At 59.5% G+C, this 26,366-nt stretch carries 22 protein-coding genes and 1 pseudogene; 9 read left to right on the forward strand and 14 right to left on the reverse strand.

Features of this window, described 5'->3' with window-relative positions:
- Positions 1-6 precede the first annotated feature (6 nt).
- Positions 7-1,212 carry a bifunctional succinylornithine transaminase/acetylornithine transaminase gene (locus tag MKS11_RS17640; protein ID WP_004204075.1) on the reverse strand — a complete coding sequence of 402 codons (1,206 nt, stop codon included), beginning with the start codon at positions 1,210-1,212 and terminating at the stop codon, positions 7-9.
- A 169-nt stretch (positions 1,213-1,381) separates the two neighbouring features.
- Between MKS11_RS17640 and MKS11_RS17645 the strand changes: the two are divergent.
- Together MKS11_RS17645 and MKS11_RS17650 are read left to right on the forward strand one after the other, a co-directional pair.
- Positions 1,382-1,528: pseudogene (locus MKS11_RS17645) on the forward strand (hypothetical protein).
- A gap of 212 nt (positions 1,529-1,740) precedes the next feature.
- Positions 1,741-3,015, forward strand: coding sequence for a Glu/Leu/Phe/Val dehydrogenase (locus MKS11_RS17650; protein WP_004204074.1), 1,275 nt, complete (start codon positions 1,741-1,743; stop codon positions 3,013-3,015).
- A gap of 62 nt (positions 3,016-3,077) precedes the next feature.
- Here the strand turns inward: MKS11_RS17650 and MKS11_RS17655 are convergent, their stop codons facing one another.
- From MKS11_RS17655 to MKS11_RS17685, 7 genes are all read right to left on the reverse strand, one after another.
- Positions 3,078-3,731 carry an HAD family phosphatase gene (locus tag MKS11_RS17655; RefSeq protein WP_087770988.1) on the reverse strand — a complete coding sequence of 218 codons (654 nt, stop codon included), beginning with the start codon at positions 3,729-3,731 and terminating at the stop codon, positions 3,078-3,080.
- Complete coding sequence (locus MKS11_RS17660) at positions 3,712-4,497, reverse strand: AfsA-related hotdog domain-containing protein (RefSeq protein ID WP_023318124.1); 786 nt, start codon at positions 4,495-4,497, stop codon at positions 3,712-3,714. Before MKS11_RS17660 ends, MKS11_RS17655 begins: the two co-directional genes overlap by 20 nt.
- A gap of 13 nt (positions 4,498-4,510) precedes the next feature.
- Positions 4,511-5,716, reverse strand: coding sequence for an acetyl-CoA C-acyltransferase (locus MKS11_RS17665; protein WP_053810447.1), 1,206 nt, complete (start codon positions 5,714-5,716; stop codon positions 4,511-4,513).
- A gap of 2 nt (positions 5,717-5,718) precedes the next feature.
- Entirely contained in the window at positions 5,719-7,188 is a 1,470-nt protein-coding gene (locus MKS11_RS17670; RefSeq protein ID WP_087770989.1) for an NAD(P)/FAD-dependent oxidoreductase, read from the reverse strand.
- Positions 7,189-7,264: 76 nt separating this feature from the next.
- The gene (locus MKS11_RS17675; RefSeq protein ID WP_206339659.1) at positions 7,265-8,329 is read right to left on the reverse strand and encodes an aldo/keto reductase; all 1,065 of its coding nucleotides are present in this window, start codon (positions 8,327-8,329) and stop codon (positions 7,265-7,267) included.
- Positions 8,326-9,513 (reverse strand): MFS transporter, encoded by a 1,188-nt coding sequence (locus tag MKS11_RS17680; protein ID WP_017898721.1) that lies wholly within the window; start codon positions 9,511-9,513, stop codon positions 8,326-8,328. Before MKS11_RS17680 ends, MKS11_RS17675 begins: the two co-directional genes overlap by 4 nt.
- Before the next feature lie 49 nt (positions 9,514-9,562).
- Complete coding sequence (locus MKS11_RS17685) at positions 9,563-10,561, reverse strand: aldo/keto reductase (protein ID WP_017898722.1); 999 nt, start codon at positions 10,559-10,561, stop codon at positions 9,563-9,565.
- A 100-nt stretch (positions 10,562-10,661) separates the two neighbouring features.
- Here MKS11_RS17685 and MKS11_RS17690 point away from each other — a divergent pair, with 100 nt between their 5' ends.
- The 6 genes from MKS11_RS17690 to MKS11_RS17715 all read left to right on the forward strand — a co-directional run bounded on the left by MKS11_RS17690 (position 10,662) and on the right by MKS11_RS17715 (position 17,042).
- Positions 10,662-11,576 carry a LysR family transcriptional regulator gene (locus MKS11_RS17690; protein WP_017898723.1) on the forward strand — a complete coding sequence of 305 codons (915 nt, stop codon included), beginning with the start codon at positions 10,662-10,664 and terminating at the stop codon, positions 11,574-11,576.
- 135 nt (positions 11,577-11,711) lie between these two features.
- Entirely contained in the window at positions 11,712-12,143 is a 432-nt protein-coding gene (locus MKS11_RS17695) for a MarR family winged helix-turn-helix transcriptional regulator (RefSeq protein ID WP_004204063.1), read from the forward strand.
- Complete coding sequence (locus MKS11_RS17700; RefSeq protein WP_017898724.1) at positions 12,143-13,795, forward strand: MFS transporter; 1,653 nt, start codon at positions 12,143-12,145, stop codon at positions 13,793-13,795. The genes MKS11_RS17695 and MKS11_RS17700 overlap by 1 nt, the downstream gene beginning before the upstream one ends.
- A gap of 28 nt (positions 13,796-13,823) precedes the next feature.
- Entirely contained in the window at positions 13,824-14,909 is a 1,086-nt protein-coding gene (locus MKS11_RS17705) for an HlyD family secretion protein (RefSeq protein WP_004204059.1), read from the forward strand.
- Positions 14,906-16,276, forward strand: coding sequence for an efflux transporter outer membrane subunit (locus tag MKS11_RS17710; protein ID WP_284109635.1), 1,371 nt, complete (start codon positions 14,906-14,908; stop codon positions 16,274-16,276). The genes MKS11_RS17705 and MKS11_RS17710 overlap by 4 nt, the downstream gene beginning before the upstream one ends.
- 106 nt (positions 16,277-16,382) lie before the next feature.
- Positions 16,383-17,042 carry an O-methyltransferase gene (locus MKS11_RS17715; RefSeq protein WP_004204056.1) on the forward strand — a complete coding sequence of 220 codons (660 nt, stop codon included), beginning with the start codon at positions 16,383-16,385 and terminating at the stop codon, positions 17,040-17,042.
- Between the two features lie 133 nt (positions 17,043-17,175).
- Here MKS11_RS17715 and MKS11_RS17720 read toward each other — a convergent pair whose 3' ends face one another.
- Both MKS11_RS17720 and hrpA read right to left on the reverse strand, forming a co-directional pair.
- Positions 17,176-17,952, reverse strand: a complete 777-nt coding sequence (locus MKS11_RS17720; RefSeq protein ID WP_227523457.1) for a hypothetical protein — start codon at positions 17,950-17,952, stop codon at positions 17,176-17,178.
- Positions 17,953-18,199: 247 nt separating this feature from the next.
- Positions 18,200-22,102 (reverse strand): ATP-dependent RNA helicase HrpA, encoded by a 3,903-nt coding sequence (hrpA, locus tag MKS11_RS17725; protein ID WP_032455938.1) that lies wholly within the window; start codon positions 22,100-22,102, stop codon positions 18,200-18,202.
- Positions 22,103-22,305: 203 nt separating this feature from the next.
- Here hrpA and azoR point away from each other — a divergent pair, with 203 nt between their 5' ends.
- Positions 22,306-22,911 carry an FMN-dependent NADH-azoreductase gene (gene azoR / locus MKS11_RS17730; protein ID WP_002902889.1) on the forward strand — a complete coding sequence of 202 codons (606 nt, stop codon included), beginning with the start codon at positions 22,306-22,308 and terminating at the stop codon, positions 22,909-22,911.
- A 3-nt stretch (positions 22,912-22,914) separates the two neighbouring features.
- On the opposite strand, the gene MKS11_RS17735 is transcribed toward azoR, so the two are convergent.
- From MKS11_RS17735 to paaK, 4 genes are all read right to left on the reverse strand, one after another.
- Positions 22,915-23,358 carry a GFA family protein gene (locus MKS11_RS17735; protein WP_025999094.1) on the reverse strand — a complete coding sequence of 148 codons (444 nt, stop codon included), beginning with the start codon at positions 23,356-23,358 and terminating at the stop codon, positions 22,915-22,917.
- Between the two features lie 9 nt (positions 23,359-23,367).
- Positions 23,368-23,964, reverse strand: a complete 597-nt coding sequence (gene paaY, locus MKS11_RS17740) for a phenylacetic acid degradation protein PaaY (protein WP_004204049.1) — start codon at positions 23,962-23,964, stop codon at positions 23,368-23,370.
- Positions 23,965-23,973: 9 nt separating this feature from the next.
- Positions 23,974-24,900 (reverse strand): phenylacetic acid degradation operon negative regulatory protein PaaX, encoded by a 927-nt coding sequence (gene paaX / locus MKS11_RS17745; protein WP_165474140.1) that lies wholly within the window; start codon positions 24,898-24,900, stop codon positions 23,974-23,976.
- A gap of 129 nt (positions 24,901-25,029) precedes the next feature.
- On the reverse strand, positions 25,030-26,346 hold the full coding sequence (gene paaK, locus MKS11_RS17750) for a phenylacetate--CoA ligase PaaK (RefSeq protein WP_087770991.1): 1,317 nt from the start codon (positions 26,344-26,346) through the stop codon (positions 25,030-25,032).
- Positions 26,347-26,366: the final 20 nt, after the last annotated feature.

The following is a 26,366-nucleotide window of genomic DNA, read 5'->3' on the forward strand; positions in this document are numbered from 1 at the left end:
TCCCGGTTAGCGGGTTAAGCGGGCAACGGCGCGATCGAGGCGCACGAAGGCTTCCGCAATATCTGCCAGCGGGATATTGAGCGCCGGCGCGAAGCGCAGCACGTCCGGACCGGCAATCAGGGCGATCACACCCTCTTCCGCCGCCAGGTTGGTCAGGGTTTTGGCCTTCCCGCGCAGCGGTCCCGCCAGCTCGGCGCCGATCAGCAGACCGGCGCCGCGCACGGCGCTAAACGCATCGTAACGGGCAGAGAGGGCATTCAGCTGGTCGACGATCAGCGCATGGCGCTCGCCGACGCCCGCCAGCAGCGGCGCATCCAGATGGGCCAGCACGGCGTTGGCGACGGTCGCCGCCAGCGGGTTACCGCCGAAGGTGGTGCCATGGGTGCCTGGCTGGAAGACCTGCGCCCAGGCCTCTTTCGCCAGCATCGCGCCGATCGGGAAGCCGCCCCCCAGCCCTTTGGCGCTGGTGAGGATGTCCGGGACGACGTTGTAATGCTGGTAGGCGTAGAGATGGCCGGTACGCCCGGCGCCGGTCTGCACCTCATCAAATATCAGGGTGGCATGATGGCGATCGCAAAGGGCGCGCAGCGCCTGGAGGAACGCCGGGTCCGCCGGGATCACCCCGCCTTCGCCGATAATCGGCTCGACAATCACCGCGCAAGTGCGCGAGGAGATCGCCGCAGTCACCGCCTCGATATCGTTATAGGGCAGATGGGTAATGCCCTGCGGCAGCGGCGCATAATCGCTGGAATATTTCGGCTGGCCGCCGACGGAGACGGTGAACAGCGTGCGACCGTGGAAGGCGTGGTTGAAGGCGATGATTTCGCTTTTTTCACCGCCGAACTTATCGTGGGCATATTTCCGCGCCAGCTTAAGGGCCGCCTCGTTCGCTTCGGCGCCGGAGTTGCAGAAGAACACCTTGTCGGCAAAGGTGGACTGCACGAGGGTTTTCGCCAGCTGCAGCACCGGTTCGTTGGTATAGCCATTGCCGATATGCCACAGTTTCGCCAGTTGCCCCTGCAGGGCCTCCGCCAGCGCCGGGTGAGCATGGCCCAGGGCGTTCACTGCGATGCCGCCCGCCATATCAATATACTCTTTCCCCTGCTGGTCCCAGACGCGGGAGCCCGCCGCCCTCACCGGAATAAACGGCGCGGGGGCAAAACAGGGAACCAGGTAAGCGTCAAAATCTTCGCGAGTCATGCTGCCTGACATAATTTATCTCCGGAACGTAAGGCGACGGAAAACGCTCCCGTCGCGTTGGACAATCGACATTAACCCTGACCCTCGGCTTATTTTGGGCACGAGCGCGCCCGCTGCGATGGTAAAAATATTCACCACAGAAATGCTAAGCCCTATTCTTTATGTGGGTAATTGTTAATTCATGGTTAATGCCATGTTGTTGTGTGGGCTAATGCTGGCCTGTGGACAATAAGATTGTCAATACGGGGAAACGCAATTTATTCACTTTTTGAAGATCATCAAGATAATGAAAAACATAGAAAAAATATTTTCCTATTCACTTAAGTGAATAAAAAGTGAATTAAAATGCACAGCTTGCGGGTGGTTCTCGTGCGTAGTTATTCACTTAAAAAATAAAAAATCTAACAAAAATTTAAAAATCGGAATTGCCGTCAAATACCGCTTTATAAAATTGGTGATACCATTCATTGCACAGAGTTTACTGCTGTAGCTATTCCACGGTTTTACACGACATAAATAACACTGAGAAACAGGACTCTTATGGAAAAGTTATCTTACGCATCTGAAAGTAGTACATCTCCATGGACCACCTACCTGCGCCAGATCGACCGTGTCGCGCCTTATCTCGGCGATCTTGCCTACTGGGTGGAAACCCTGCGCCATCCGAAGCGTGCGCTGATCGTCGACATCCCTGTGCAGATGGACGACGGCACCATTCGCCACTTCGAGGGCTATCGCGTTCAGCACAATCTTTCGCGTGGACCGGGTAAAGGTGGTGTTCGCTACCATCCGGATGTCGATCTTAACGAAGTCATGGCACTTTCTGCCTGGATGACCATTAAGTGCGCCGCGGTCAATATTCCTTACGGCGGAGCCAAAGGCGGCATCCGCGTCGACCCCTTCTCGCTGTCGGAAGGTGAACTGGAACGCCTGACTCGCCGCTACACCAGCGAAATCGGCATTATCATCGGGCCGCAGAAAGATATTCCGGCGCCGGACGTTGGCACCAACGGCAAAGTGATGGCGTGGATGATGGACACCTACTCCATGAACCATGGCACCACCATCACCGGCGTGGTCACCGGCAAACCGATCCACCTCGGCGGCTCCCTCGGTCGTGAAAAAGCCACCGGACGCGGCGTGTTCGTCACCGGCCGGGAAGTGGCCCGTCGCGCCGGCATCGAAATTGAAGGCGCTAAAGTGGCGCTGCAGGGCTTTGGTAACGTCGGTAGCGAAGCGGCGCGCCTGTTCGCCGGCGTCGGCGCCCGTATCGTGGTTATTCAGGATCACACCGCCACCCTGTACAACGAAGGCGGGATTGATATGGCCGCCCTTACCGCCTGGCAGGCGGAGAAAAAGCAGATCGCGGGTTTCCCGGGCGCCCAGGAGATCGATAAAGAGGCTTTCTGGACCACCCCAATGGACATCCTGATCCCGGCGGCGCTGGAAGGGCAAATCACCCGCGAGCGCGCAGAGAAGCTGACCTGCAAACTGGTGCTGGAAGGGGCTAACGGCCCAACCTATCCGGAAGCGGACGATGTGCTGGCCGAGCGCGGGGTGATCGTGGTGCCGGACGTTATCTGTAACGCCGGCGGGGTGACCGTCAGCTACTTTGAGTGGGTGCAGGACATGGCCAGCTTCTTCTGGAGCGAAGAGGAGATCAACGCCAAGATGGACCGCATCATGACCGACGCCATCATTCACGTCTGCGATAAAGCGGCCGAGAAAGAATGTACGCTGCGTACCGCCGCCTATATCGTAGCCTGCGAGCGCATCCTGATGGCGCGTAAAGACCGCGGCATCTACCCGGGCTGATCCCCGTCAGAAAGTGCACCAGGGGTGGCATTGCGCCGCCCCTTTTTTTTGCCGTCGCGCCGTCAGCCGACGGTGGACCACAGCACTGGCCATCCCCGACTCTGCGCCTCCGCCAGCAGACCCGGACAGGGATTCACCGCGCAGGGGTGACCAACCACGGTGAGCAGCGGCAGATCCGAGATATGATCGCCAAAGGCGTAGCACGCCGCCAGCGGCTGGCCCTGTTTCTGCGCATAGCACTGGGCATGCGTCGCCTTGTGTTCGCCGATGGCGGTCCGCCAGAGCTCGCCGGTATAGCGGTCATCCACCACCACCGGCTCCGAGCACAGGGCATGTTCCACCCCCAGCGCCGCCATCGCCGGCCAGAGAATGTCGGTCATCGACCCGGAGACAAACACCACGTCATCCCCCCGCGCCTGATGCTGCCTGAGGCGCGCCACCACCTCGTGGTGAAAACCATATCCGCCTTCGCGATACAGACGCTCGGCGACCGCCCGCACCCGGGGGCGCGACTCGTGGCGAAACAGCGAGTAATAGTAGCGGTTGATCGCTTCCCGCGGTTGACCCGCTTCGCTAAGCGCCTGAAGCTGGCGGACAATCGCCGCGGCCGTCAAACCGCACTGCAGCGGATATTCCTCGGCATAGCGGTGCAGAAACAGGAACATACTTTTGCCGGTAATCAGCGTTTCATCCACATCAAAAAAGGCGATGCTCATCCCCGTCCCCCTGCTCAATACTGACCAGATAATGTTGATGGCACTGCGCCGCCTGCTCGCACTCTTTGCGAGTGATGTAGTTAAGGTCATAGACGCTGAAGCTAAAGCCAACTTCCGCTTTGCGGGTGCCGGTCTGGTCAAACCCCACCGAGCATTCGCAGGTGAAGCGGCCATGGGCTGAACTTTTGCGTGACACCACATTGAGGACGATGGTCACCGGCAGCGGAAAAACAAAGCAGGAAAAGGCCACCTGCAGCGAGCTCAGGGTAAAGTACTTCTCCGCCATTGCCACGCCGGCCTCCGCCAGCAGGAATTTTTCCGAGGTGGCGATGATGGTCTGCCGCGCCGCCTCGATCAGCACCATCCCCTGAATATGTTGCCCGGTCTGGTGGTCGCAGAGTAACTCCGAGGCATCCTGCAGGATCAGGCGCGCGCAATAGCTATCCTCATCGCGTTGTTCCGGCGAGGTGATGAGGATATTCGCTTTTTTACGTTTATGTACCAACCGCTGATGATCGCGGTTGTTTTGATAATAGAGATCCTGCAGATTGACGATCTGGCGGATTTTGTCCGGATAGTGCTGACGAATAATGCAGATGGTGCGGGAGATGTCGTCGAGCTGTACCCCCTGACCGATAATGATTTTATCGACGCCGGCCAGCTCGCCGCTCCAGACAAACCGCTCAAACTCATTAACCGTCAGCACATTCTCATGCCGCCGGGCAAAATCGGTAAATTTCTCACCCACCACAATTAATTTTTCCATGGCGCTTGTCTCCTCAGATCGTTTTCACCAGTAACGCAATCCCCATCCCGCCGCCGATGCACAGCGACGCCAGGCCGGTCGGTTGATTCTCCCGGCGCAGCGCGTGCACCAGACTGACCACGATCCGCGTCCCGGAACTGCCCAGCGGGTGACCGAGGGCGATCGCGCCGCCGTGGACGTTCAGGCGGGAAGCAATCTCCTCCTCCGTCATCTGATGCTCTCTGGCCAGTCCCCTGACCACCCCCAATACCTGCGCGGCAAAGGCTTCGTTAATCTCCAGCCGGGCCATATCGCTGAGCTGAAAACCACCGCGGCGCAGGGCGCACGCTATCGCCGGCAGTGGGCCGAGCCCCATCAAGGACGGATCGACGCCGCCTTCGCCAAAGGAGACGATCTCCGCCAGCGGCTGCAGGCCATAGCGGGCAACGGCGCGCGCCGAAGCGAGGATCACCGACGCGGCGCCATCGTTCAGCCCGGAGGCGTTGCCCGCCGTGACGCTGCCGTCAGCGCGAAAAGCAGGTTTCAGCGCCGCCAACTGCCCGGCGCTAAGATCATGGCGGATCGGCTCATCCTCGCGGACCGTGCTGACGCCCCGCTTCGCGCTTACCGTCACCGGCACAATCTCATCGGCAAAATAGCCGGCACGGCTGGCGACGGAGGCTTTTTGATGGCTCTCCAGCGCATACCGGTCCTGCGCCGCGCGCGAGATCTGCTCCTGCGCGGCGATGGCCTCTGCCGTTTCCCCCATCGGGATCTGCAGCAGCGGATCGGTTAACCCGTCGTGCTGGATCACATCCTCACTGCTGAATGCGCCGAATTTCATCCCGCCCCTTATCTCTCCCTGCAGCAAAAACGGCGCCTGACTCATATTTTCCATTCCGCCGGCGACCACCAGGTCGGCATAACCGCTCTGGATATGGATCGCCCCTTCGGTCATGCTTTTCATGCCGCTACCGCAGATCATATTCAGGGTGTAAGCCGGCGTTTGCACCGGGATCCCTGCCCGCAGCGCAACCTGACGCGCCGGTCCCATTCCCTGCCCGGCGGCGAGGACGCAGCCGCAGATCACCTCATCGATCCACGCCGGGTCAATGCCGGCCTGCTGCAGGTTGTGCCTGACGGTGAGCGCTGCCAGCTCCACCGCGGAGACCGTTTTCAGGGCGCCAAGAAAGCGCCCCACCGGCGTACGGCAGGCCGCGACGATATAGACTTTGTTCATGATTATTCCATTACGTAGAGCGAGGAAAGATACTGCCGCGTCCCGGCTTCGCTGCCGGTAAAGCCCACATAGCCATCGGGATTAACCACCGCGTAGTCATCGGGACCGATCTGTAGCGCCTCAAGAAACGCCTTGTCCGCCGGTTCGAGGGAGCAGAACATAAACCAGCCGGCCTGCTTCAGGCGGGACAAAGGAGGACAGGCGGCGCGGGCGGAAAAGATCACCACCTTACCGCTGGCGAAGGCGTCATAGCTGTTGCGAAACGTCGCCTGCGGGGAGGCAAAAACGTACCAGGGAACATGGTGCCCTGCCAGGCCGTCCGTCTCCTGCGCCTGCGTCGCGGTGAAACCGGCGTACTGCAGCGGCAGCTGGTGACGATAGTAGTGACGGTTGCAAAACTCCGGAAAGTAGACCCCATCGATATGATTTCTCGGCACCAGACCGGCGATCAGGCCAGTATCATGGTCGGTGGAGCGCAGCACACCGCTCACCGCGGCGAAGCGCTGGGTGCGATAGGACGCCGGCAGTCGGTCAGTGGCCACGCCGTGCAGACAGAAAGCCAGCTTCCAAGCGAGGTTCACCGCATCCTGGACGCCGGTGTTCATCCCCTGCCCGCCAATGGGACTGAACAGGTGGAAGGCATCTCCCGCCAGCATAATATGGTGCTGCAGATTGTCATCGGCGATGCGGTTATAGAAATTGGCGCTGGAGGACCAGGTGAGCCTCTGCGCCGGCGGCACCTGAGGGCAGTAGCGCGCCAGCGCGGCGTTAATCTCCTGCAGGTCAGGCACCGGACGCGGCGACGGCAAGCGCCCGGCTTTTTTAATCACAATCCTGACCTGATTGTCCGGCATGGGCAGGAAAATTAGAAAGCCTTGCTCATCAATATGGTAGGAGGTCCCCGGGAGCGCCGCCGCGGGGTCGAACTGCACATCCGCCATCACAAAATGCAGCGGATAGTCATGACCGCTAAAGCCGATCCCGGCCAGCTCCCGGACGGTGCTGGCCGCGCCGTCGGCGCCGATAATATAGTCATAAGCGGCGAAACAGGCCCGACGGGCATCGTCGAGCAGGGAGACGTGATAGCGCTCCCCCTCCCGGCGCCAGGAGACCAGCTGGTGCCCGCGTCTCACCTGCCGCCCGGCGGCGGCTAATGCCGTTTCGAGGATCTTCTCCGTCCGCGGCTGCGGGATACTGACATGGAAGGGATAGCAGGTGGCGAGTCGGCGGTTATCAATATGCAGAAATTTGCGGTTTTTATAGTAAGCGTAGACTGACTGCACCTGTTTTCCCTGGGCGATCAGTTCCCCGGCAAGGCCTAAGCCGTGGAAGGCTTTAATGGTCGCCGGACTGACGCTCAGCGCTTTGGACCAGGTGGTGCTGTGGGTATTTTTATCAATGATATCAAAATCAATTCCATACTTATTCAGATAGCAGCCAATGATTAACCCTACCGGGCCGGCGCCAACAATGAGTACTTTTTATCACGATCGAGCCTCTCTGTATGCCCCATGTGGGGCATACGCGTGTTGCCTGGGTGCAGGGTGATTAGGGATAGATATCATCGGCCAGACGACGATCGCCGGCGACATTGCAGATATGCCAGTAGGGGTATGGTTTCTCTTTCTCGCTCACGCTGTTGAGGATCGCCGTCTCCTCGTCGCTCAGCGTCCAGTTCAGCGCCGCCAGGTTATCTTCCAGTTGGGCCAGTTTGGTCGCGCCGATCACCAGCGAAGCGATCCCCGGACGGGTACGCAGCCAGTTGAGCGCCACCTGCGCGACGCTGGCGTTGCGCTGGCGGGCAATCTCGTGCATCACCTCCAGGGTCTGCCAGGCCTGCTCGCGGTTGGCGATCGGCGCGGATTCGAACGGCGTGGCGTTCGCCAGGCGACTACCTTCGGGAAACGCCTGATTGCGCGGGTATTTGCCGGTGAGAAAGCCCCCGGCCAGCGGGCTCCAGACGGTGATGCCGACGTTCTGATCGACGCTGAGCGGGATAATCTCATGCTCCAGTTCACGCGCGGCGATATTGTAATAGCCCTGATAGACGCAGAATTTCTCCAGCCCAAGGCGCTCCGAGATCCCCAGCGCCTTCGCCAGCTGCCAGGCCGCGTAGTTGGAGACCCCGATATAGCGAATTTTCCCGGCGCGGATCAGGGTATCCAGCGTGCGCAGGGTATCCTCCAGTGCGGTGCGCGGATCGAACCCGTGAAGGTGATAGATATCGATATAATCGGTCTTCAGCCGCTGCAGGCTGGCCTCGACGGCATTGATGATATGGTAGCGCGACGCCCCCAGCGCATTCGGGTTGGGGTCGGTTTGCCAGCGCCCTTTCGTGCCGATAATCACCTGCTGGCGTTTTCCCTTCAGCGCGTTGCCGAGCAGCTCTTCGCCCTGGCCGTTCTTATAACAGTCCGCGGTATCAAAAAAGTTAATCCCGGCGTCCAGCGCTTTGTACACCAGATCGTAGGCCGTCTGCTCAGGCACCACGCCGAATTCCGACCAGTTGCGCCCCGGCGCGCCGAGAAAGGCCCCTTTCTCGCCAAACGTCATGGCGCCGAAACAGAGCTCCGAAACCGACAGCCCGGTGGAACCTAAATACCGATACTTCATGCTTGACTTCCTTTTAAAGGTGACAACGTCACACTAGCGATAACCAATCCGCTGGCGGTCAGGCAAGCACCGGCCAGAGGAATGTGAGATAGAGAGACGCCAGAGGCGAGCAGCAGCCCGCCAAACCAGGCGCCGCCGGCATTGCCGAGGTTAAAGGCGGCGATATTGCACGAGGAGACCATGCTTTTACCGCTCTCACTGCTGTCCAGCGCCTGCATCTGCAGCGGCGGAATGGTGGAGAACATCGCCGCCCCCAGCAAAAACACCGCCGCGCAGGCACCAGGCAGCGTCTGAATAGCCAACGGGAAAAGGCACAGGACGACGCTCAGCAAAGCGAGAGTCAGCAGCAGCGCCCGGCGGACGCCGCCGTCGGTCAGTCGGCCGCCAAGATGATTCCCGGCGACCATCCCAACGCCGAACAGCATCAGCACCGGCGGAATAAGGTGTTCGCTCATCCCGGTGACGGTTTTCAGCATCGGCGCGATGTAGGTGAAGGCGGCGAAGACGCCGGAGAACCCGAGGGCAGTGATCAGCAGGCTGCGCAGCACCGCGGGATGGCGGAGCACCTTTAGCTCATCACGGATCCGGCTCTGGGCCGACGGTTGCGCCTGACGGCCAGGCACCAGGGCAATGACTGCCAGGGCGGAGAGAACGCCGATCAGCGTGACCATATAGAAGGTATAGCGCCAGCCAAGGTACTGCCCCACCCAGGCGCCGAGCGGCACGCCCAGAATATTGGCCAGGGTGGCGCCGAGAAACACGGCGGAGACCGCCGAAGCTCGTTTATCTACCGGCGCCAGCTCCGCGGCATAGACTGAGCTTATTCCGAAAAACGAAGCGTGAGCGAAAGCGGTTATTACCCTGGCAATAATTAGCATGGTCATATTACCGGCGATCGCGCAGCCTAAATTTCCAATGGAAAATAAGATCATCAAAAATAACAGCGCCGGTTTTTTGCGATAACGGCTTAATAGCGGCGTAAGCAGCGGCGCGCCAATCACCACCCCACAGGCATAAGCGGTAATAGACCAGGCGGCAAGGGTAATGGATATATGAAAATCATGGGCCACATCGAGTAATAAACCCATAATCACAAATTCGGTGGTGCCAATACCAAATGAACCCACGGAAAGCGCATACACCGCCGCAGGCAATCCCGCCGGACGGGAAACAGCAATAGTCATAAGTTACCTTATCTCCCGCCAGAACGGCGGGAGGAACGTATTCAGGAGATTATTTATCGATTAAATTAAAGTCGCCCTGGTTATAGCGTAAGCCGGCGACGTTTTCGGCAGCGAAAATATGATCGATGGTGAGAATATCTTCAGGCGAGAGCATAATATCGGCCGCAGCGGCATTATCGCGCAGGTGATTGATTTTTCGTGCCCCGGGGATCGGCACGATATCTTCGCCTTTGCTCATCACCCAGGCGAGAGCCATCTGCGCCAGGGTGGCATCGTAGCGGCCGGCGACCTGCTGCAGATGGTCGAGCAACTGCTGGTTTTTGCGCATGGTTTCGGCCTGGAAGCGCGGCAGATTGCGACGAAAATCATCGGCAGCGAAGAGGCTGGGGTCGGTGATTTTGCCTGTCAGGAAGCCGCGCCCCAGCGGGCTGTAAGGGACAAAGCCCACCCCCAGCTCGCGGCAGGCCTTGAGGATGCCGCCCTCCGGCTCACGGGTCCACAGCGAGTATTCCGTCTGCACCGCGGTAATCGGATGCACCTTGCAGGCCCGGCGCAGCGTCTGGGCTGACACTTCCGACAGCCCGATGTGGCGAATTTTACCCTCTTTAACCAGGTCGGCCATGGTGCCCACCACCTCTTCCACCGGCACCGCGGGATCGACGCGGTGCTGATAGAGCAGATCGATGGTCTCGATATTCAGCCGCTTCAGCGACCCTTCCACCGCCTCACGAATATGTTCCGGACGGCTGTCGACGCCGGCCATCCGCTCCAGCCCCTGGCCGGTCGGCAGAATACGAAAGCCAAATTTGGTGGCAATCTGCACCTTATCGCGGATGCCTTTAATCGCTTTCCCGACAAGGACTTCATTGTCAAATGGCCCATACACTTCGGCGGAATCGAGGAAGGTCACGCCCATGTCCACTGCGGCATGGATGGTATTTATCGCCTGCGACTCCTCAGCGCCGCCATAGGCAAAACTCATTCCCATACACCCGAGACCCAATGCGGAAACCTGGAACTTCTCTTTTCCGAGATAACGTGTTTTCACCTTATTTTCCTTACGTGCTGAATGTTATTAAATATATACTTCCCTTTTACATTGATAACAATTAATCTATTCCGAACGCGGTGTTAGCTGGAAATTAACAATGAAAACGTTGCCTGATTTGCAACAAATTGAAATATTAATACTCATAGTGAAACATGGTAGTTTTCGACAAGCTGCCAGAGCATTAAATCTTTCACCGCCGGCCCTCACCAGCGCTATTAATCATCTGGAAGAAAAATTAGGCGTGCGCCTGCTCAATCGCTCGACGCGCAGTTTGTCTTTAACCGCCGTGGGTGAGGAATTTCTTAATAATATGACGCCGGTGGTTAATGATTATCGCCGGGTAGTCGACAGTCTGAATTATCACCGTCTGACCCCGGAAGGGGTGGTGAAAGTCAATTTACCGCGCATTGTTCTCGACCTTTTCTTTCAGCGCTATTTTATTGCTTTTAAAACCGCCTATCCTGACGTGACGCTGGAGCTGTTTACCACCGATCGGAAAGTGAATATTATCGAGTCCGGTTTTGACGCTGGCATTCGTTATTCCCGGGATGTGCCCAAAGATATGATTGCCATCCCCTTTGGCGAGAAACTGTCGCTGATCCCGGTAGCCAGCCCGGACTATCTCCGCCAGGCCGGAGCGCCCGACACCCCGCAGTCGCTGATCAATTTTCGCTGTATCAACCGATGTTTTCCCAGCGGCGAAAAGTACCGGTGGGAGTTTATCAGCCCCGACGGCGAGCCAGGCGAAGTCGCAGTCAAAGGCGATCTGGTCGTCGATTCCGATACGGCGATGATCCAGGCGGCGGAGAGCGGACTGGGGATCGCCTTTGTCTATCAGTCGCTGGTCTCCGCGCAACTGAACGCCGGCAGCCTGATCCGCTTATTGCCCAGCTACCGCTACCCGGCGGATCATTTCTGCGTCTACTATCCGAGTCGCAAACATATTCCCGCGCCCCTGCGCGCTTTTATCACCTGGGTGATGGCGCAGAATAAGAGCATCCTCCATGAGTAAATGGCCTGAGGGGGTATCCTCCTGTTCGCTACAATAAACGCACACACCGTTAACCCTTATTTATCCTTTCCCTTGAATTTCGTCGGTCGTCAGGCATAAACTCGTTAGAGCTCTAACGATTTTGGCAGACGACCTATGGACCATCGACAGCTAAACTTCTCCCATCTTTTATATCTGACCGCCCATCACTGGCGGCTGGCGGTTAATCGTCGGCTGAAAAACCTCGGCCTCAGCCAGGCCAGCTGGGTAGCGGTCGCCGCTATCGCCCGCCATCACCAGCCGCTGTCGCAAAGCGAACTGGCGCAGGAGCTGGGAGTGGAGAGCGCGACCATTGTGCCGCTGATCAACCGCCTGGTGACCCTCGGCCTGGTGGAGCGCGTCACCACCGACCGCGATAAACGCAAGCGGCTGCTGGTGGTCACCGACCAGGGGCAGGCCCTCTTCGAGCAGGTCAAAACGGTGGCGGACGATCTGCGTGAAGAGATCCTGACGGCGATTACTCCGCAGGAGCGGGAACAAACTCAGCGGGTGCTGGAAAAGCTGTTGCGCGAAGTGGAGAAGAAATAATGCCCCGTCGTCAGAGTAACCCTTACGCCCCCCATGACTGGGCGCCGCATGAAAAACCGGCCCTGCTCGGCTCGCCATCGACGCCGCTGCACAGCCCGGCGAAGCGCCTGGCCTACGGGGTGGTCGGGCTGCTGGTGTGCCTCACCGGCGCGCTGGGCAACGCGGTAGTCACCGCCAATCTGCAGCTGCTGCAGGGCACCTTCGCCGCCTGGTCGACGGAGATCGCCTGGCTGCCGGCGGTGTATGTCATGACCAACGTCTCCATCAACCTGCTGCTGGTGAAATTTCGTCAACAGTTCGGGCTGCGCGCCTTTACCGAAGGCTTTCTGGTGCTCTATGTGCTGGTCACCTTCTTCCACCTGTTCGTCAACGATCTCAGCTCGGCGATGATGGTCCGCGCCGCCCACGGCATGGTGGCCGCGGCGCTCAGCTCGCTGGGGATCTACTATCAGGTGCAAGCCTGGCCCGCACGCCACCGCCTTAAAGGGCTGACCATCGGTATCACTGGCTCGTCGCTGGCCATTCCGCTGGCGCGCCTCTTTTCCACCGAGCTGCTGCAGACCGACGAATGGCGCGGGCTCTACTTCTTTGAACTGGGGCTGGCGCTGGTGTCGCTGGCCTGCGTCATCGCGCTGAAGCTGCCGCCGAGCGATCGTAAAAAGGTGTTCGAGAAGAAGGATTTTATCACCTTCTTCCTGCTGGCCCCCGGCATGGCGCTGGTGTGCGCGGTGCTGTCGCTGGGGCGGCTCGAGTGGTGGTTCGAAGCGCCGTGGATCGGCTGGTCGCTGGCGGCGGCGGTGGTGCTGATCGTCGCTGCTATCGCCTTCGAGCATAACCGCAGCAATCCCCTGCTCAATACCAAATGGCTCTCCAGCGGCAGTATCCTGCGCCTCGGTCTGATTATGCTGCTGATCCGCATCGTGCTGGCGGAGCAGAATACCGGGGTGATCGGCTGGCTGCAGTACGTTGGCCTGCAAAACGAACAGATGACCAACCTTGCGTGGTCAATTTTCGCCGGCATTCTGTGCGGGATCATTGCCAGCTGCCTGACGCTTAACCCGCAGAAGCTCTACTGGCCGACCGCCACCGCCCTGGCGCTGATCATGGTGGCCTCGCTGCTCGACAGTCAGTCCAACGCCCTCACCCGCCCGGAACAACTGATGTTCAGCCAGTTTTTGCTTGGCTTCGGCAGCGCCTTCTTTCTGGCGCCGGCGATGCTCGCCGGTATTGGCGGGGTGTTCGCCGATCCGCGCAACCTGGTCAGCTTCTCGGTGCTGTTCGGCATGAGCCAGAACATCGGCGGCCTGCTGGGATCGGCGATCCTCGGTACTTTCCAGACCTGGCGGGAGAAATTTCACTCCAGTCAGCTGGCGGATCAGATCACCACCCTCAACCCGCTGATCGTCGAGCGTCTGCAGCAGTACAGCCAGATGTACCAGAGCCAGATCGGCGACAGCACGCTGCTTAACGTCCAGGCCACGACGCTCCTGCAAAACGCCGCGACGCTGCAGGCCAATATTCTCGCCTGGAATGATACCTATCTGCTGACGGCGGCGATCTCCGCCGGGACGTTAGTGTGGGTTTTCTGGCGCTTAATTCGCTTACGACTAACCGCCCGTATCGCATTAAAACGCGCCACTGGCAGCAAATAATTATCATCATTTCATCTCTGGAGTCGTTATGAGTCAGCAGGATGCGGCCAAACAACAGGCCAATACCCGAAACAACATTCGCGTGGTCTCCATTTTTACCGCCGCGGCGATAGGCCTCGTCGGCGTACTGGTGATCCTCTATGCCTGGCAGCTACCGCCGTTCACCCGGCATAGCCAGTTTACCGACAACGCCTACGTGCGCGGGCAGACCACCTTTATCAGCCCACAGGTCAACGGCTACATCACTGCCGTCAACGTCAAGGATTTCGCCATCGTTCAGCCGGGCGAGGTACTGTTCCAGATAGACGATCGCATCTATAAGCAGCGGGTGCACCAGGCCCAGGCCACCCTGGCGATGAAGGAGGCGGCGCTGCGCAACAACCTGCAGCAGCGCAAAAGCGCCGAGGCGACGATCGCCAAAAACGAAGCCGCGCTGCAAAACGCCCGCGCGCAGAATCTGAAAATCCAGGCCGATTTAAAAAGGGTGCAGGAACTGACCGCCGATGGCTCGCTGTCGATCCGCGAGCGTGATTCCGCCCGCGCCAGCGCCGCCCAGGGGGCAGCGGATATTGAACAGGCGAAAGCGGCGCTGGAGATGTCGCGCCAGGATCTCGAATCGACCATCGTCAATCGCGATTCGCTGGAGGCCGACGTGGCCAGCGCCAAAGCCGCCCTCGAACTGGCGCAGATTGACCTGCAGAATACGCAGATCATCGCCCCCACCGGCGGCCAGCTGGGGCAGATTTCGGTGCGTCTTGGCGCTTACGTCAGCGCCGGAACCCATCTGACTTCGCTGGTCCCGCCGCAGCACTGGGTGATCGCCAACCTGAAAGAGACCCAGCTGGCCGATGTGCGTATCGGCCAGCCGGTTACCTTCACCGTTGACGCGCTCAACGGCGAGACCTTCCACGGCAAGGTGCAGAGTATCTCCCCGGCGACCGGGGTGGAGTTCAGCGCTATTTCGCCGGACAACGCTACCGGCAACTTCGTCAAGATCGCCCAGCGCATCCCGGTGCGCATCACGGTTAACGAGGGGCAGCGCAACAGCGAGCGCCTGCGCCCCGGCATGTCGGTGCAGGTGACCATTGATACCCGCGCGGAGAAGCAGCCATGATCCGCCCGGTCACCCTTGTCATCGTCCTGGCGCTGGTCGGCTGTCAGTCCGCCGATGTCCAGCGCGCGCAGCCGACCCTGACCATCCCTGCCGCCTGGCGGGCCGACGTTGGCCCTGCCAGCCCGGTGGAAGGCGTATGGTGGCGCAATTTTCATGACAGTGCGCTGAATCAGTATGTCGACCGGGCGCTGCGCTATAACAGCGATGTGCTGATCGCCCGCGAGCGGGTCAATGAGTATCAGGCGCGGGCGTATGCCGCCGACAGCAGCCTTTTTCCCTCGCTGGATGCCAGCCTGACCGGCACCCGCGCCCGCGCGCAGTCCGCCGCCACCGGCCTGCCGATCCACAGCACGCTGTACAAAGGCGGCCTGACCGCCAGCTATGATGTCGATATCTGGGGCGCGAACCGCAGCGCGGCCAGCGCCGCCGGGGCCAGCCTCGAGGCGCAGAAAGCCGCTGCCACCGCGGCCAATTTGAGCGTCGCCGCCTCGGTGGCCGTGGGCTACGTGACGCTGCTGTCGCTGGATGAGCAGCTGCGGGTCACGCAGCAGACGCTCCAATCACGGGAAGACGCCTGGCGGCTGGCCAAACGTCAGTTTGAAACCGGGTATACCTCGCGCCTTGAGCTGATGCAGGCGGATTCGGAGCTGCGCTCAACGCGGGCGCAGATCCCGCCGCTGCAGCACCAGATTGCGCAGCAGGAAAACGCCCTCAGCGTGCTGCTGGGGGATAACCCCGGCGCGGTCAAACGTGGCGAATTCGCCGGGCTCACCCCGCTGCGTCTGCCCTCGCAGTTGCCGTCCACCCTACTCAACCGCCGCCCGGATATCGTACAGGCCCAGCGTCAGCTGGTAGCCGCCGATGCCACCCTGGCCTCGTCGCAGGCGCAGCTGCTGCCGTCTATCAACCTGACCGCCACCGGCAGCCTGCAGGACCGGACGCTGCCGGATCTGCTCGACGATCCGCTGCGACTGTGGAGCATTGGCGGTAGCATCCTGGCGCCGCTGCTTAACCGCCAGGCGTTAAACGCCCAGGTGGATGTCTCCATGGCCCAGCGCAACCAGGCGCTGTACAGCTATGAGAAAACGGTGCGCGGCGCGTTCAAAGAGGTCAATGACAGCCTTGACGCCATTAGCCGCTACGGCGAACAGTTGACCGAGCTGCAGGGACAGGTGGCGGTAGCGGAGGAAACATTGCGCATTGCGCAGAATCGCTACCGTAACGGCTACTCTTCGTATCTGGATGTGCTTGACGCCCAGCGAACGCTGTTCTCCACCCAGCTTAGCGTGGTCCAGGTGAAGAATAACCTGCTGCTGGCGCAGATCGATCTGTACCGGGCGCTGGGAGGCGGCTGGATGAACGCGTGAAAAGCCTGCTCGCGTCGGTCCGCCACCGTCCAGAGCGCGGAAGCCAGTATTCAGGCCGGGATAGCGTTGCGCCACCCGGCCACTACTACCACCAGGGAGTTAATCTATGCAACAACAGTGGTCTGCTGTCGATAATTACATGATTTCTTCGCTTATTCCTGATGATGACGTGCTGAGACAGGTTCTGGAAAACAACAAACGCGCCGGGCTACCTGAACATGATGTTGCGGCCAATCAGGGGCAATTTCTGGCGCTGTTGGTGCGCATGACCCAGGCGCGGCGGATCCTTGAAATTGGCACGCTCGGCGCCTATAGCGCCATCTGGATGGCGCGTGCGCTGCCCGCCGACGGAAAGCTGATTACCCTCGAGGCCGACCCGACGCATGCGGGGGTGGCGCGCCAGAATATCCGCCTCGCCGGGCTAAACGAGCGCATTGAGCTTATTGAAGGACCCGCGCTGAACACGCTGGAAAATTTCGAGGATGTGCAGCCATTCGACCTGATCTTTATTGATGCCGATAAACCTAATAATCCTCACTATCTGGAGTGGGCGCTGCACTATTCCCGCCCCGGGACGCTGATCGTGGGCGATAACGTGGTGCGCGATGGCGAGGTGATTAATGGGCAAAGCGATGACGCGCGTGTGCAGGGCGTGCGTCGGTTTATCGAGATGATCGGCGATAACCCGCGGCTCACCGCCACCGCGCTGCAGACGGTGGGCATTAAGGGATGGGATGGCTTTACGCTGGCGCTGGTGAATGGCTGAGATCCGGGCGGCCTGATGCCCTCACCCCGGCCCTCTCCCCCAGAGAGAGGGAGAAACCCCGCTCTCCTGCCCGGCAGCACCAGCCTGCATGAACCTATGCTGCCGGGCCCGCGGGGCTTTCTGCCGCGGAGGATCATCGAGGATAATAGGTATACTGGTAGTGCAGAGACTGATCTTTCATTGCCCCTGCAGCAGGCTGCTCGCCATACTCCGCGGTACAGTTCCCCTCGGGATCCCACCCTAAACAACAGGCCTGGCGTGCTCCACTATACGTTGAGGTCGTTTCCCGGGATATCCAGCGCCCTTTTTCATCCCAACGCAGCGTCGAGGTGGAGTCCGAGTCAGCCATGCGGCTAAGGCGCCCATCCGTATAGCGGTAATCGACAGCAAGCATGACCATCATACCGCCGTTGACCGTTTTACGGACCAGGCGGTTCCGGTCGTCATACTGATAGGTGGTCGTATGCAGGACTTTGGGCGGTTGCTGCGTCGCGGACACGTTTTCGGCGCGCACAATCCGCCCGAGAGAATCGGTATAAAACTGTTCGCGCATCACCATCTTGCTGATATTTCCCGTCGCGCTCCGGGTCTGCCGGATATATTCCCGCATCCATCCTTTATCATTTCGCCAGCGAACATTATCTCTGACGATCGTTGCGCCATGTGCGGTGTTAAGGGTTTTTGCCCGCTCATAGCTTGCCAGCTGGCGGCAACGCGCGAAACGAAGGGCGCCATATTCGTTATTCTGGCTGCCGACGATTTGCACGCTCTGCACTTCGCCGTTCAGCGGCGGAAGGGAGGTCAAAATAAAAAAGTTCGCATCGTTGATCGCCCCCTGTGTTTCATCGCAGGAGGAAGCGTCAACGAAGGGTTTACACGCGGCCATCACAAGGATAGCCAGCGCCAGCATGAGGAATTTGTCCATATCAAGAAGGGTAAAAATAGACTCCGTGTTCTGGTTTTCCTGCGAAACAAGGCTAAAAATACGCGAAGACGGCCGATGACCCAAGCCGGCAGGTCGATTTTCAGATTCCGTTCATTTTTCATTCGGCGGGGAAGCATCAGGGCGGGGAGATAACCGGGTACGGCTTCGCGACCGCCCCCGGGTTTCCCCTGCCCGGCAAGCACTGCGCCGCCGGGCAGGGAAAAGGGTGGGATTACGGCGTCACCTGCTCCATCGCCTGCAGGACACGTTTGTCCGAGATGGGGTACGGGGTCCCCAGCTGCTGGGCGAAGAAGCTCACCCGCAGCTCCTCGATCATCCAGCGGATCTCCCGGACATCGTCGTCCTCACGGCGGTTCGGCGGTAGCTTATTCAGCCACTGCTGCCACGCCTGCTGCACGCTCTCAATTTTCAGCATCTGCGCGCGGTCGCGGTGCGGATCGATAGCCATCTTCTCCAGGCGCTTTTCAATCGCCTGTAGGTAGCGCAGCGTATCGCCAAGACGACGGAAGCCGTTGCCGGTGACAAAGCCGCGGTAAACCAGCCCCGCCATCTGCGCTTTGATGTCCGACAGCCCCAGCGCCATGGTCATATCCACCCGGCCTTTCAGCCGTTTGTTGATATTGAACACCGCAGTGAGGATCTGCTCGACCTGTTTGGCGATCTCCACCACCGTCTCGTTGAGCTCGGCGCGAACTTTATCGTGCAGCTGGTTGAAGCCCTCTTCCGTCCATACCGGACCGCCCGCCTCGTCGATAAGCTTATCAACGCCGCAGGAGATGCAGTCGTCAATCAGATCCAGCACTTTGCCGTACGGGTTGAAATAGAGCCCGAGCTTGGCTTTGTTCGGCAGTTTCTCGTGCAGATACTTAATCGGCGACGGAATGTTAAGCAGCAGCAGGCGACGCAGACCGCGCCACATGGCCTGCTGCTGTTCCTGTGGATTATCAAACAGCTTGATGGCCACGCTGTCGCGCTCGTCCACCAGCGCCGGCCAGGCTTTCACCTTATAGTTGCCGCGCTTCTGTTCATAGCTTTCCGCCAGGGTGCCAAAGCTCCAGATATGCAGCCCGCTCTGCTCGATGCCATCATCAGCGACCGCCGACAGCGTCTCCTGAACTTTGCCCTTCAGCGCCTCTTTCAGCGCCTGCAGCGAGCGCCCTTCCTGCAGCTTCTTGTTTTTATCATCCACCACCCGGAAAGTGATTTTCAGGTGATCGGGCACCTGATCCCACTGCCAGGCTTCGCGGTCGATGGTCACGCCGGTCATCTTACGCAGCTCGCGCTCCAGGGAATCGAGCAACGGCAGCTCAAGCGGCGTCGCCCGGCCAAGAAACGCTTCCGCATAGTTGGGAGCCGGGACAAAATTGCGCCGCACCGGCTTCGGCAGCGATTTTATCAGCGCGATAATCAGCTCGCGACGCAGGCCGGGGATCTGCCATTCAAACCCGGCCTCCTCCACCTGGTTCAGCAGCGGCAGCGGAATATGCACCGTCACGCCGTCGGCGTCGGCGCCCGGCTCAAACTGATAGCTAAGCCGCAGCTTAAGGTTGCCCTGATGCCAGAAGTTCGGATAGTCCAGCTTGCTAACCTGCTCCGCCCCTTCCTTAATCAGCATGCTCTTCTCAAAGTTGAGCAGATCCGGCGTCTCTTTGCTGGCCTGCTTCCACCAGCTGTCGAAGTGGCGGGCGGAGATGACGTCGTGGCTGATGCGCTGGTCGTAGAATTCGAACAGGGTCTCGTCGTCCACCAGAATGTCGCGGCGGCGCGACTTATGCTCCAGCTCTTCGATTTCCGCCCGCAGCTTCAGGTTCTCCCGGAAGAAGGCGTGGCGCGTTTGCCAGTCGCCCTCCACCAGCGCGTGGCGGATAAACAGCTCGCGGCACAGCGCCGGATCGATCTGGCTGTAGTTGACCTTACGCGCGCCCACGATCGGCAGGCCGTAGACGGTGACCTTTTCCGTCGCCATCACCGCGCCCTGCGCCCGCTCCCAGTGCGGCTCGCTGTATGAGCGTTTGATCAGGTGCTGCGCTACCGGCTCCACCCACTCCGGCTCAATGCGGGCGGCAATGCGGCCCCACAGCCGGCTGGTCTCCACCAGTTCCGCCACCATCGTCCACTTCGGCGGCTTTTTAAACAGACCGGACCCCGGGAAAATGGAAAAGCGGGCGTTGCGCGCCCCGGTAAACTCCTGTTTATCGGCATCCTTCATGCCGATGTGCGACAGCAGACCGGTCAGCAGCGCGGTATGGATCTCGCGATATTCCGCTGGCTCGCTGTTGATCGGCAGGCCAAGCTCCTTCACCACCTGGCGCAGCTGGGTATAGATATCCTGCCACTCGCGCACGCGCAGATAGTTCAGAAAATCGACCCGGCACTGACGGCGGAACTGATTCGACGACAGGGCTTTCTGCTGTTCGCCGAGATAGTTCCACAGGTTCACAAAGGCAAGGAAGTCAGACTCTTTATCGTGAAAGCGGCGGTGTTTTTCGTCAGAGGCCTGCTGTTTGTCCATCGGCCGCTCGCGCGGATCCTGAATCGACAGCGCGGAGGTGATGATCATCGCTTCTCGCACGCAGCCGTGCTTCTGCGCCTCCAGCACCATCCGCGCCAGACGCGGGTCTACCGGCAACTGGCTAAGCTGACGGCCCATCGGGGTCAGCTTGTAGGCGGTGGCCTGCTCATCGGTGGTGATGGCGCCCAGCTCTTCCAGCAGGCGCACGCCGTCCTGAATGTTGCGCTTATCCGGCGCTTCAACGAACGGGAAGGCGGCGATATCGCCTAAGCCCAGGGCGGTCATCTGCAGGATGACCGACGCCAGGTTGGTGCGCAGAATTTCCGGATCGGTAAATTCCGGTCGCGACAGGAAATCGTCTTCTGAATAAAGACGAATACAGATCCCTTCCGAGACGCGACCGCAGCGGCCTTTACGCTGGTTGGCGGACGCCTGGGAAACTGGCTCGATCGGCAGGCGCTGCACCTTGGTGCGGTAGCTGTAGCGGCTGATACGCGCGGTACCGGGATCGATAACGTACTTAATGCCCGGTACGGTCAGCGAGGTTTCCGCCACGTTGGTCGCCAGCACGATGCGTCGTCCACTGTGCGGCTGGAAGACGCGGTTCTGCTCGCTGTTGGACAAGCGAGCGTACAGCGGCAGCACTTCGGTATGGCGCAGATCCAGCTTATTCAGCGCATCGGCGGTATCGCGAATCTCCCGCTCGCCGCTCATAAAGATCAGAATATCGCCGGGCCCTTCGCGCCCGAGCTCATCGACGGCATCAAAGATCGCCTGCAGCTGATCGCGCTCGGTATCGTCCGCCTCTTCCACTATCGGCCGATAGCGCACTTCCACCGGGTAAGTCCGCCCGGAGACTTCGATAATCGGCGCATTATTGAAATGCTTTGAGAAACGTTCCGGGTCGATGGTCGCCGAGGTGATGATGATTTTCAGGTCAGGACGGCGCGGCAGCAGCTCTTTCAGATAGCCGAGCAGGAAGTCAATGTTCAGGCTGCGCTCGTGCGCTTCATCGATAATGATGGTGTCGTACTGCATCAGCAGGCGATCCTGCTGGATCTCCGCCAGCAGAATACCGTCGGTCATCAGCTTGACCATGGTGTTGTCGCTGACGTGATCGCTAAAGCGGACCTTATAGCCGATACAGCCGCCCGGCTCCGTTTGCAGCTCCTCGGCGATACGGTTGGCCACGGTTCGCGCGGCCAGACGGCGCGGCTGGGTATGGCCGATTAGCCCTTTCAGCCCGCGGCCCAGCTCCATGCAGATTTTTGGCAGCTGGGTGGTTTTACCCGAACCGGTCTCCCCGGCGACAATCACCACCTGGTGATCGCGTACCGCCTCGAGAATTTCTTGTTTTTTCTGGCTAACCGGCAGATTTTCCGGATAGGTGATGGCCGGACGCGCCGCTTCGCGCAGCAGGACTTTACTGGCTGCCTGGCTTATCTCCTGCGCCATCTCCTGAAGGATGGCCTGTTGCGATTCAGGATTTTTAACCTTCTTCACGCCGTGCAGACGGCGGGCAAAGCGCGTTTTGTCGCGCAGCATCAGGCCGTCGAGCTGTTGATAAAGCTGGGGGAAGGTGATTTTTTGTTGTTCTGTCATAGCGTTATCGGGCAGAGCTCTGCCGGGAAAATCTCTTTTGAAGTATTGCCTTAGAGTACCACATCTGCGCCACTCATGCCTTGTTCAAAAAATCTGAACATAGGATTCGATATATTGCGCTATCTCTGTGGCGCGATTGTGAATACAGTGTCATCAAGCACCAGGGCACTGACCCGTCAATCACATTAAAAAAGGAAACACCCATGAGCAAAGTATTAGTTCTGAAATCCAGTATTCTGGCAGGGTACTCACAATCTGGTCAGCTTTCCGACTATTTTGTTGAACAATGGCAGGAAAAACACCCGGGCGACGAGATCACCGTGCGTGACCTGGCCGCTAATCCGATCCCGGTTCTGGATGGTGAACTGGTTGGCGCCCTGCGTCCGAGCGACGCGCCGCTGACTCCGCGTCAGCAGGAAGCGCTGGCCCTTTCCGACGAGCTGATCGCTGAACTGAAAGGCAACGATGTGATTGTTATCGCTGCGCCGATGTACAACTTCAACATCCCGACGCAGTTGAAAAACTATTTCGACCTGGTGGCTCGCGCCGGCGTGACCTTCCGCTACACCGAAAAAGGGCCGGAAGGTCTGGTGACCGGTAAACGCGCGGTCGTCGTGACCAGCCGCGGCGGTATCCATAAAGATACCCCGACCGACCTGGTCACCCCGTACCTGTCCACCTTCCTCGGCTTCATCGGCATCACCGACGTGAACTTCGTGTTCGCCGAAGGTATCGCTTACGGCCCGGAAGTCGCGGCCAAAGCGCAGTCTGACGCGAAAGCGGCCATCGACAGCGTGGTTGCAGCCTAATAGTTAACTCCTCTCGCTGCCGGCGGGAGGAGATTTTTGCTTTTTCTCGTAGCGCAAATACCCCACCACGCCTCCGCCGCCATCTTTTGGATGATTTACGCCGTCGTTGACTTCCACGCAAGGAAAATCGAAAGGTGAAACGCCGTCAATGCACGCCACATTCACCCCATACTGCTGTGGGTTTGAACGCCGTTGATGAAAGGTGTAGATCCCGCATACCGAGCAGAAAAAGTGCACGGCTTCCCCTGTATTAAAGCGATACTCTGTGAGCTTATCCCTGCCGCGTACCACATCGATTCCTGAACGCGGCGAAGAGACCGCGACCGCCCCACGCATTCGACAATATGAACAGTTACAGCGCCGAACGGTGTTGAAGCCGTCGCTGAGCTCAACGGTAAAGGCCACCGCACCGCAGTGACAGTGAGCGGATAATTTCTCTGCCATTATATTTACCCCTCAGGTGGAGGATTTTGGCCGCAGGTTTTCATCAAACTCCAGCCGCTTACGCCCGTCCTCCACTTCCCGTAATGGCTCAACCTGGTGGAGCGTCTGCTTACAGCGTTCCACCAGCACCTGGTATTCACGGGTACCGTGCTTTTTCCACGCCAGCTCCTGTTCGCTCAGGACGCGAATCGCTTTTGCCGGGCTTCCGATAATCAGATGGTTGGCGGGCATCTCGGCGTTGGCTTTGACGAAGGCCGAGGCGCCGACAATGCTGTTTTCGCCGATAGTCGCCCCGTCGATAATCACCGCGCTCATCCCCACCAGCGCATTGCGGCCAATTACGCAGCCGTGCAGAATAGCGCCGTGGCCGATATGGCCCTCCTCTTCCACCACCGTATCCTGGCCTGGGAAGCCGTGCATCACGCAGTTGTCCTGTATATTGGCCCCGTCTTTGACCACGATGCGGCCAAAATCGCCGCGCAGGCTGGCGTTGGGCCCAACATAGACCCCTTTGCCGAGGATCACGTCGCCAATCAACACCGCGGTCGGGTGGACGTAACTCTCCTCCGGCACCACCGGGGTCAGTCCATCAATCTGATAAATCGGCATGCAACCTCCTTATGCGCCCGGCAAACCGCCAAAGCGCTGATAATAGAGCGGGCCCGGCGCGGGAAGCTCGCCGACCGAGCTTTCACCTTTCTCGCTGACGAACGCCAGCGCGCCGGGACTCACCCGTTGGTAAATATTGATACACAGCTGGCGGGCGGTTTGCCCCGCCCAGTGCGCCGGCAGCAGCTCTTCCGGCAGCAGCGGATCTTTGAGCACCACCCGGCGATAGAAATGAATCAGCAGGAGCTGGATCTGAAAGCTGCGCTCCGACGTTAACTCCGCGGGGTCGCAGTCACGGAGCAGCGGCAGTATCGGCCGGAATAGCGAGATGAACGATTCATACATCTCGTTTTGTTCGGTGAGATGCCAGCACTCCTCTACCCGGCTGCGCAGCGCCGCCCGGGAGAGCGCCAGCGGCGAGTGGGCTTCAAAACAGATGACGTTTTCGGCGACGCCTGCTTCGTGGAGCAGCGACTGGACATCCGCCAGCTTTTGCGACGGCGAGGCTAACAGGCTCGGGGCCAGCGCGCCAAATCCCTGCCACAGCAGCTGCTTTTTGACGTCGGCCAGCACATTTTTTTCCAGGCCTTCCGAGAGCAACAGCAGCCAGGTACCATCCCATTCCGGGGCGTTCGCCCGATAAATTTTATGTTCCGCACGACGGGTCAGGCGCAGCCCTTTGTCACTCAGACGATAGAAGCTGCGGCGGCCGATACGGACGACATCAAGCCACTCTTCTTTATTGAGGCGAAACAGCGCGGTGCGGACGAAGCGCTCGCCGAAGCCTAATCCTTCCAGCAGCGCCGCGACGCTGCCCAGCCACACTTCCCCACCGCGTTGTAATAAGGCGTCGCCATACAGCGAGGCGATCAATGACGTGCCGCTGATCGGCGTCGCCGTCACGGCTTGTTGAATAAAGGCGTCGAGTTTACTCATCTGATTCATGCTGTTGTTATATTTTTCCTTTATGAATCATAGCACAGGAATTCCCCCGGCTGAGGGCGTAAAGGCCTCAGCCGGGCTAACCGCGTAGCCCCGGTCAGCGCAGCGCCACCGGGGAGAGGTTTAACCGCTGACCACCGCTTTACGCAGATCAAATACCCGACAGGCTTTGCCTTCAGAGCGCGGAATGCTGCCGCAGTTGACGATAGTGATATCGGTGGAGATCCCGACCATCGACTTGATGCGGTGGCGCAACTGGTGACAAATCTGGCAGCGCTGCTCGTGACTCAGCGCCAGCCCGCTCTCTTTCAGCTCCACGCGCACCGCCAGCGAATCAAGATGGCCGCGGCGATTGACCTCCAGCTGGTAGTGCGGCGCCAGATGTTCAAACTTAAGGATCTCCTCTTCCAGCTGCGACGGGAAGACGTTAACCCCGCGGATGATCAGCATATCGTCGCTGCGTCCGCTGATGCGGTCCATACGGCGCATGGTGCGGGCGGTGCCCGGCAGCAGGCGCGTCAGATCGCGGGTACGATAGCGGATCACCGGCAGCGCCTCTTTGGTCAACGTGGTGAACAGCAGTTCGCCGTGTTCGCCATCGGCCAGCGGCGTGCCGTCGTCCGGGTTAACGATTTCCGGGAAGAAGTGGTCTTCCCAGATGGTCGGGCCGTCAACAGTCTCCAGACACTCCATCGCCACCCCCGGGCCCATCACCTCCGACAGACCGTATATGTCCAGGGCGGTGATCCCCAGCCGGCGCTCGATCTCCGCGCGCATCGCCAGGGTCCACGGCTCGGCGCCAAAGACGCCGACGCGTAATGAACAGCCGCGGGCATCGCCGTCCATCTGGCGCTCCAGCTCTTCAATCAGATTCAGACAGTAGGACGGCGTCACCATGATCATATCCGGCTTGAAATCACGGATCAGCTGCGCCTGTTTTTCGGTCTGTCCGCCGGACATCGGGATCACCGTCGCGCCTAAGCGTTCCGCGCCGTAGTGCGCGCCAAGGCCGCCGGTGAACAGGCCATAGCCGTAGGCGACGTGAATTTTATCTTTCGCCGTGCCGCCGGCGGCGCGCAGCGAACGGGCGACGATATTGGCCCAGTTATCAATATCGTTCTGCGTGTAGCCCACCACCGTCGGTTTGCCGGTGGTCCCGGAAGAGGCGTGAATGCGCACCACCTGCTCCATCGGCACCGCGAAGGTATCGAAGGGATAGTTGTCGCGCAGATCCTGTTTGGTGGTGCACGGGAATTTGGTCAGGTCGCTCAGTTCGCGAAAGTCGTCAGGGTGCACGCCGGCGGCGTCGAATTTGCGACGATACATCGGCACACTGTTATACGCATGATTCAGGGTCCACTTCAGCCGTTGGGTTTGCAGGGCCTGCAGCTCATCACGCGAGGCGGTTTCAATCGGATCTAATTTTGTAGTAGTTATCATTGTAGGGTACTCGCAGGTAA

Origin of the sequence: Klebsiella sp. K5-45 (assembly GCF_030128605.1) — a bacterium.
Taxonomy (GTDB): Bacteria; Pseudomonadota; Gammaproteobacteria; order Enterobacterales; family Enterobacteriaceae; genus Klebsiella; species Klebsiella quasipneumoniae.

Excerpts from the sequence above, each read along its gene's own strand:
- MKS11_RS17720 (WP_227523457.1), bottom strand. The coding sequence starts at position 17,952 with ATGCTGGCGCTGGCTATCCTTGTGATGGCCGCGTGTAAACCCTTCGTT.
- MKS11_RS17715 (WP_004204056.1), top strand. The coding sequence starts at position 16,383 with ATGCAACAACAGTGGTCTGCTGTCGATAATTACATGATTTCTTCGCTT.
- MKS11_RS17680 (WP_017898721.1), bottom strand. The coding sequence starts at position 9,513 with ATGACTATTGCTGTTTCCCGTCCGGCGGGATTGCCTGCGGCGGTGTAT.
- MKS11_RS17710 (WP_284109635.1), top strand. The coding sequence starts at position 14,906 with ATGATCCGCCCGGTCACCCTTGTCATCGTCCTGGCGCTGGTCGGCTGT.
- hrpA (WP_032455938.1), bottom strand. The coding sequence starts at position 22,102 with ATGACAGAACAACAAAAAATCACCTTCCCCCAGCTTTATCAACAGCTC.
- MKS11_RS17665 (WP_053810447.1), bottom strand. The coding sequence starts at position 5,716 with ATGAACAAAGTCTATATCGTCGCGGCCTGCCGTACGCCGGTGGGGCGC.
- MKS11_RS17695 (WP_004204063.1), top strand. The coding sequence starts at position 11,712 with ATGGACCATCGACAGCTAAACTTCTCCCATCTTTTATATCTGACCGCC.
- MKS11_RS17675 (WP_206339659.1), bottom strand. The coding sequence starts at position 8,329 with ATGAAGTATCGGTATTTAGGTTCCACCGGGCTGTCGGTTTCGGAGCTC.
- MKS11_RS17700 (WP_017898724.1), top strand. The coding sequence starts at position 12,143 with ATGCCCCGTCGTCAGAGTAACCCTTACGCCCCCCATGACTGGGCGCCG.
- MKS11_RS17640 (WP_004204075.1), bottom strand. The coding sequence starts at position 1,212 with ATGTCAGGCAGCATGACTCGCGAAGATTTTGACGCTTACCTGGTTCCC.
- azoR (WP_002902889.1), top strand. The coding sequence starts at position 22,306 with ATGAGCAAAGTATTAGTTCTGAAATCCAGTATTCTGGCAGGGTACTCA.
- MKS11_RS17655 (WP_087770988.1), bottom strand. The coding sequence starts at position 3,731 with ATGAGCATCGCCTTTTTTGATGTGGATGAAACGCTGATTACCGGCAAA.
- paaY (WP_004204049.1), bottom strand. The coding sequence starts at position 23,964 with ATGCCGATTTATCAGATTGATGGACTGACCCCGGTGGTGCCGGAGGAG.
- paaK (WP_087770991.1), bottom strand. The coding sequence starts at position 26,346 with ATGATAACTACTACAAAATTAGATCCGATTGAAACCGCCTCGCGTGAT.
- paaX (WP_165474140.1), bottom strand. The coding sequence starts at position 24,900 with ATGAGTAAACTCGACGCCTTTATTCAACAAGCCGTGACGGCGACGCCG.
- MKS11_RS17660 (WP_023318124.1), bottom strand. The coding sequence starts at position 4,497 with ATGGAAAAATTAATTGTGGTGGGTGAGAAATTTACCGATTTTGCCCGG.
- MKS11_RS17705 (WP_004204059.1), top strand. The coding sequence starts at position 13,824 with ATGAGTCAGCAGGATGCGGCCAAACAACAGGCCAATACCCGAAACAAC.
- MKS11_RS17650 (WP_004204074.1), top strand. The coding sequence starts at position 1,741 with ATGGAAAAGTTATCTTACGCATCTGAAAGTAGTACATCTCCATGGACC.
- MKS11_RS17690 (WP_017898723.1), top strand. The coding sequence starts at position 10,662 with ATGAAAACGTTGCCTGATTTGCAACAAATTGAAATATTAATACTCATA.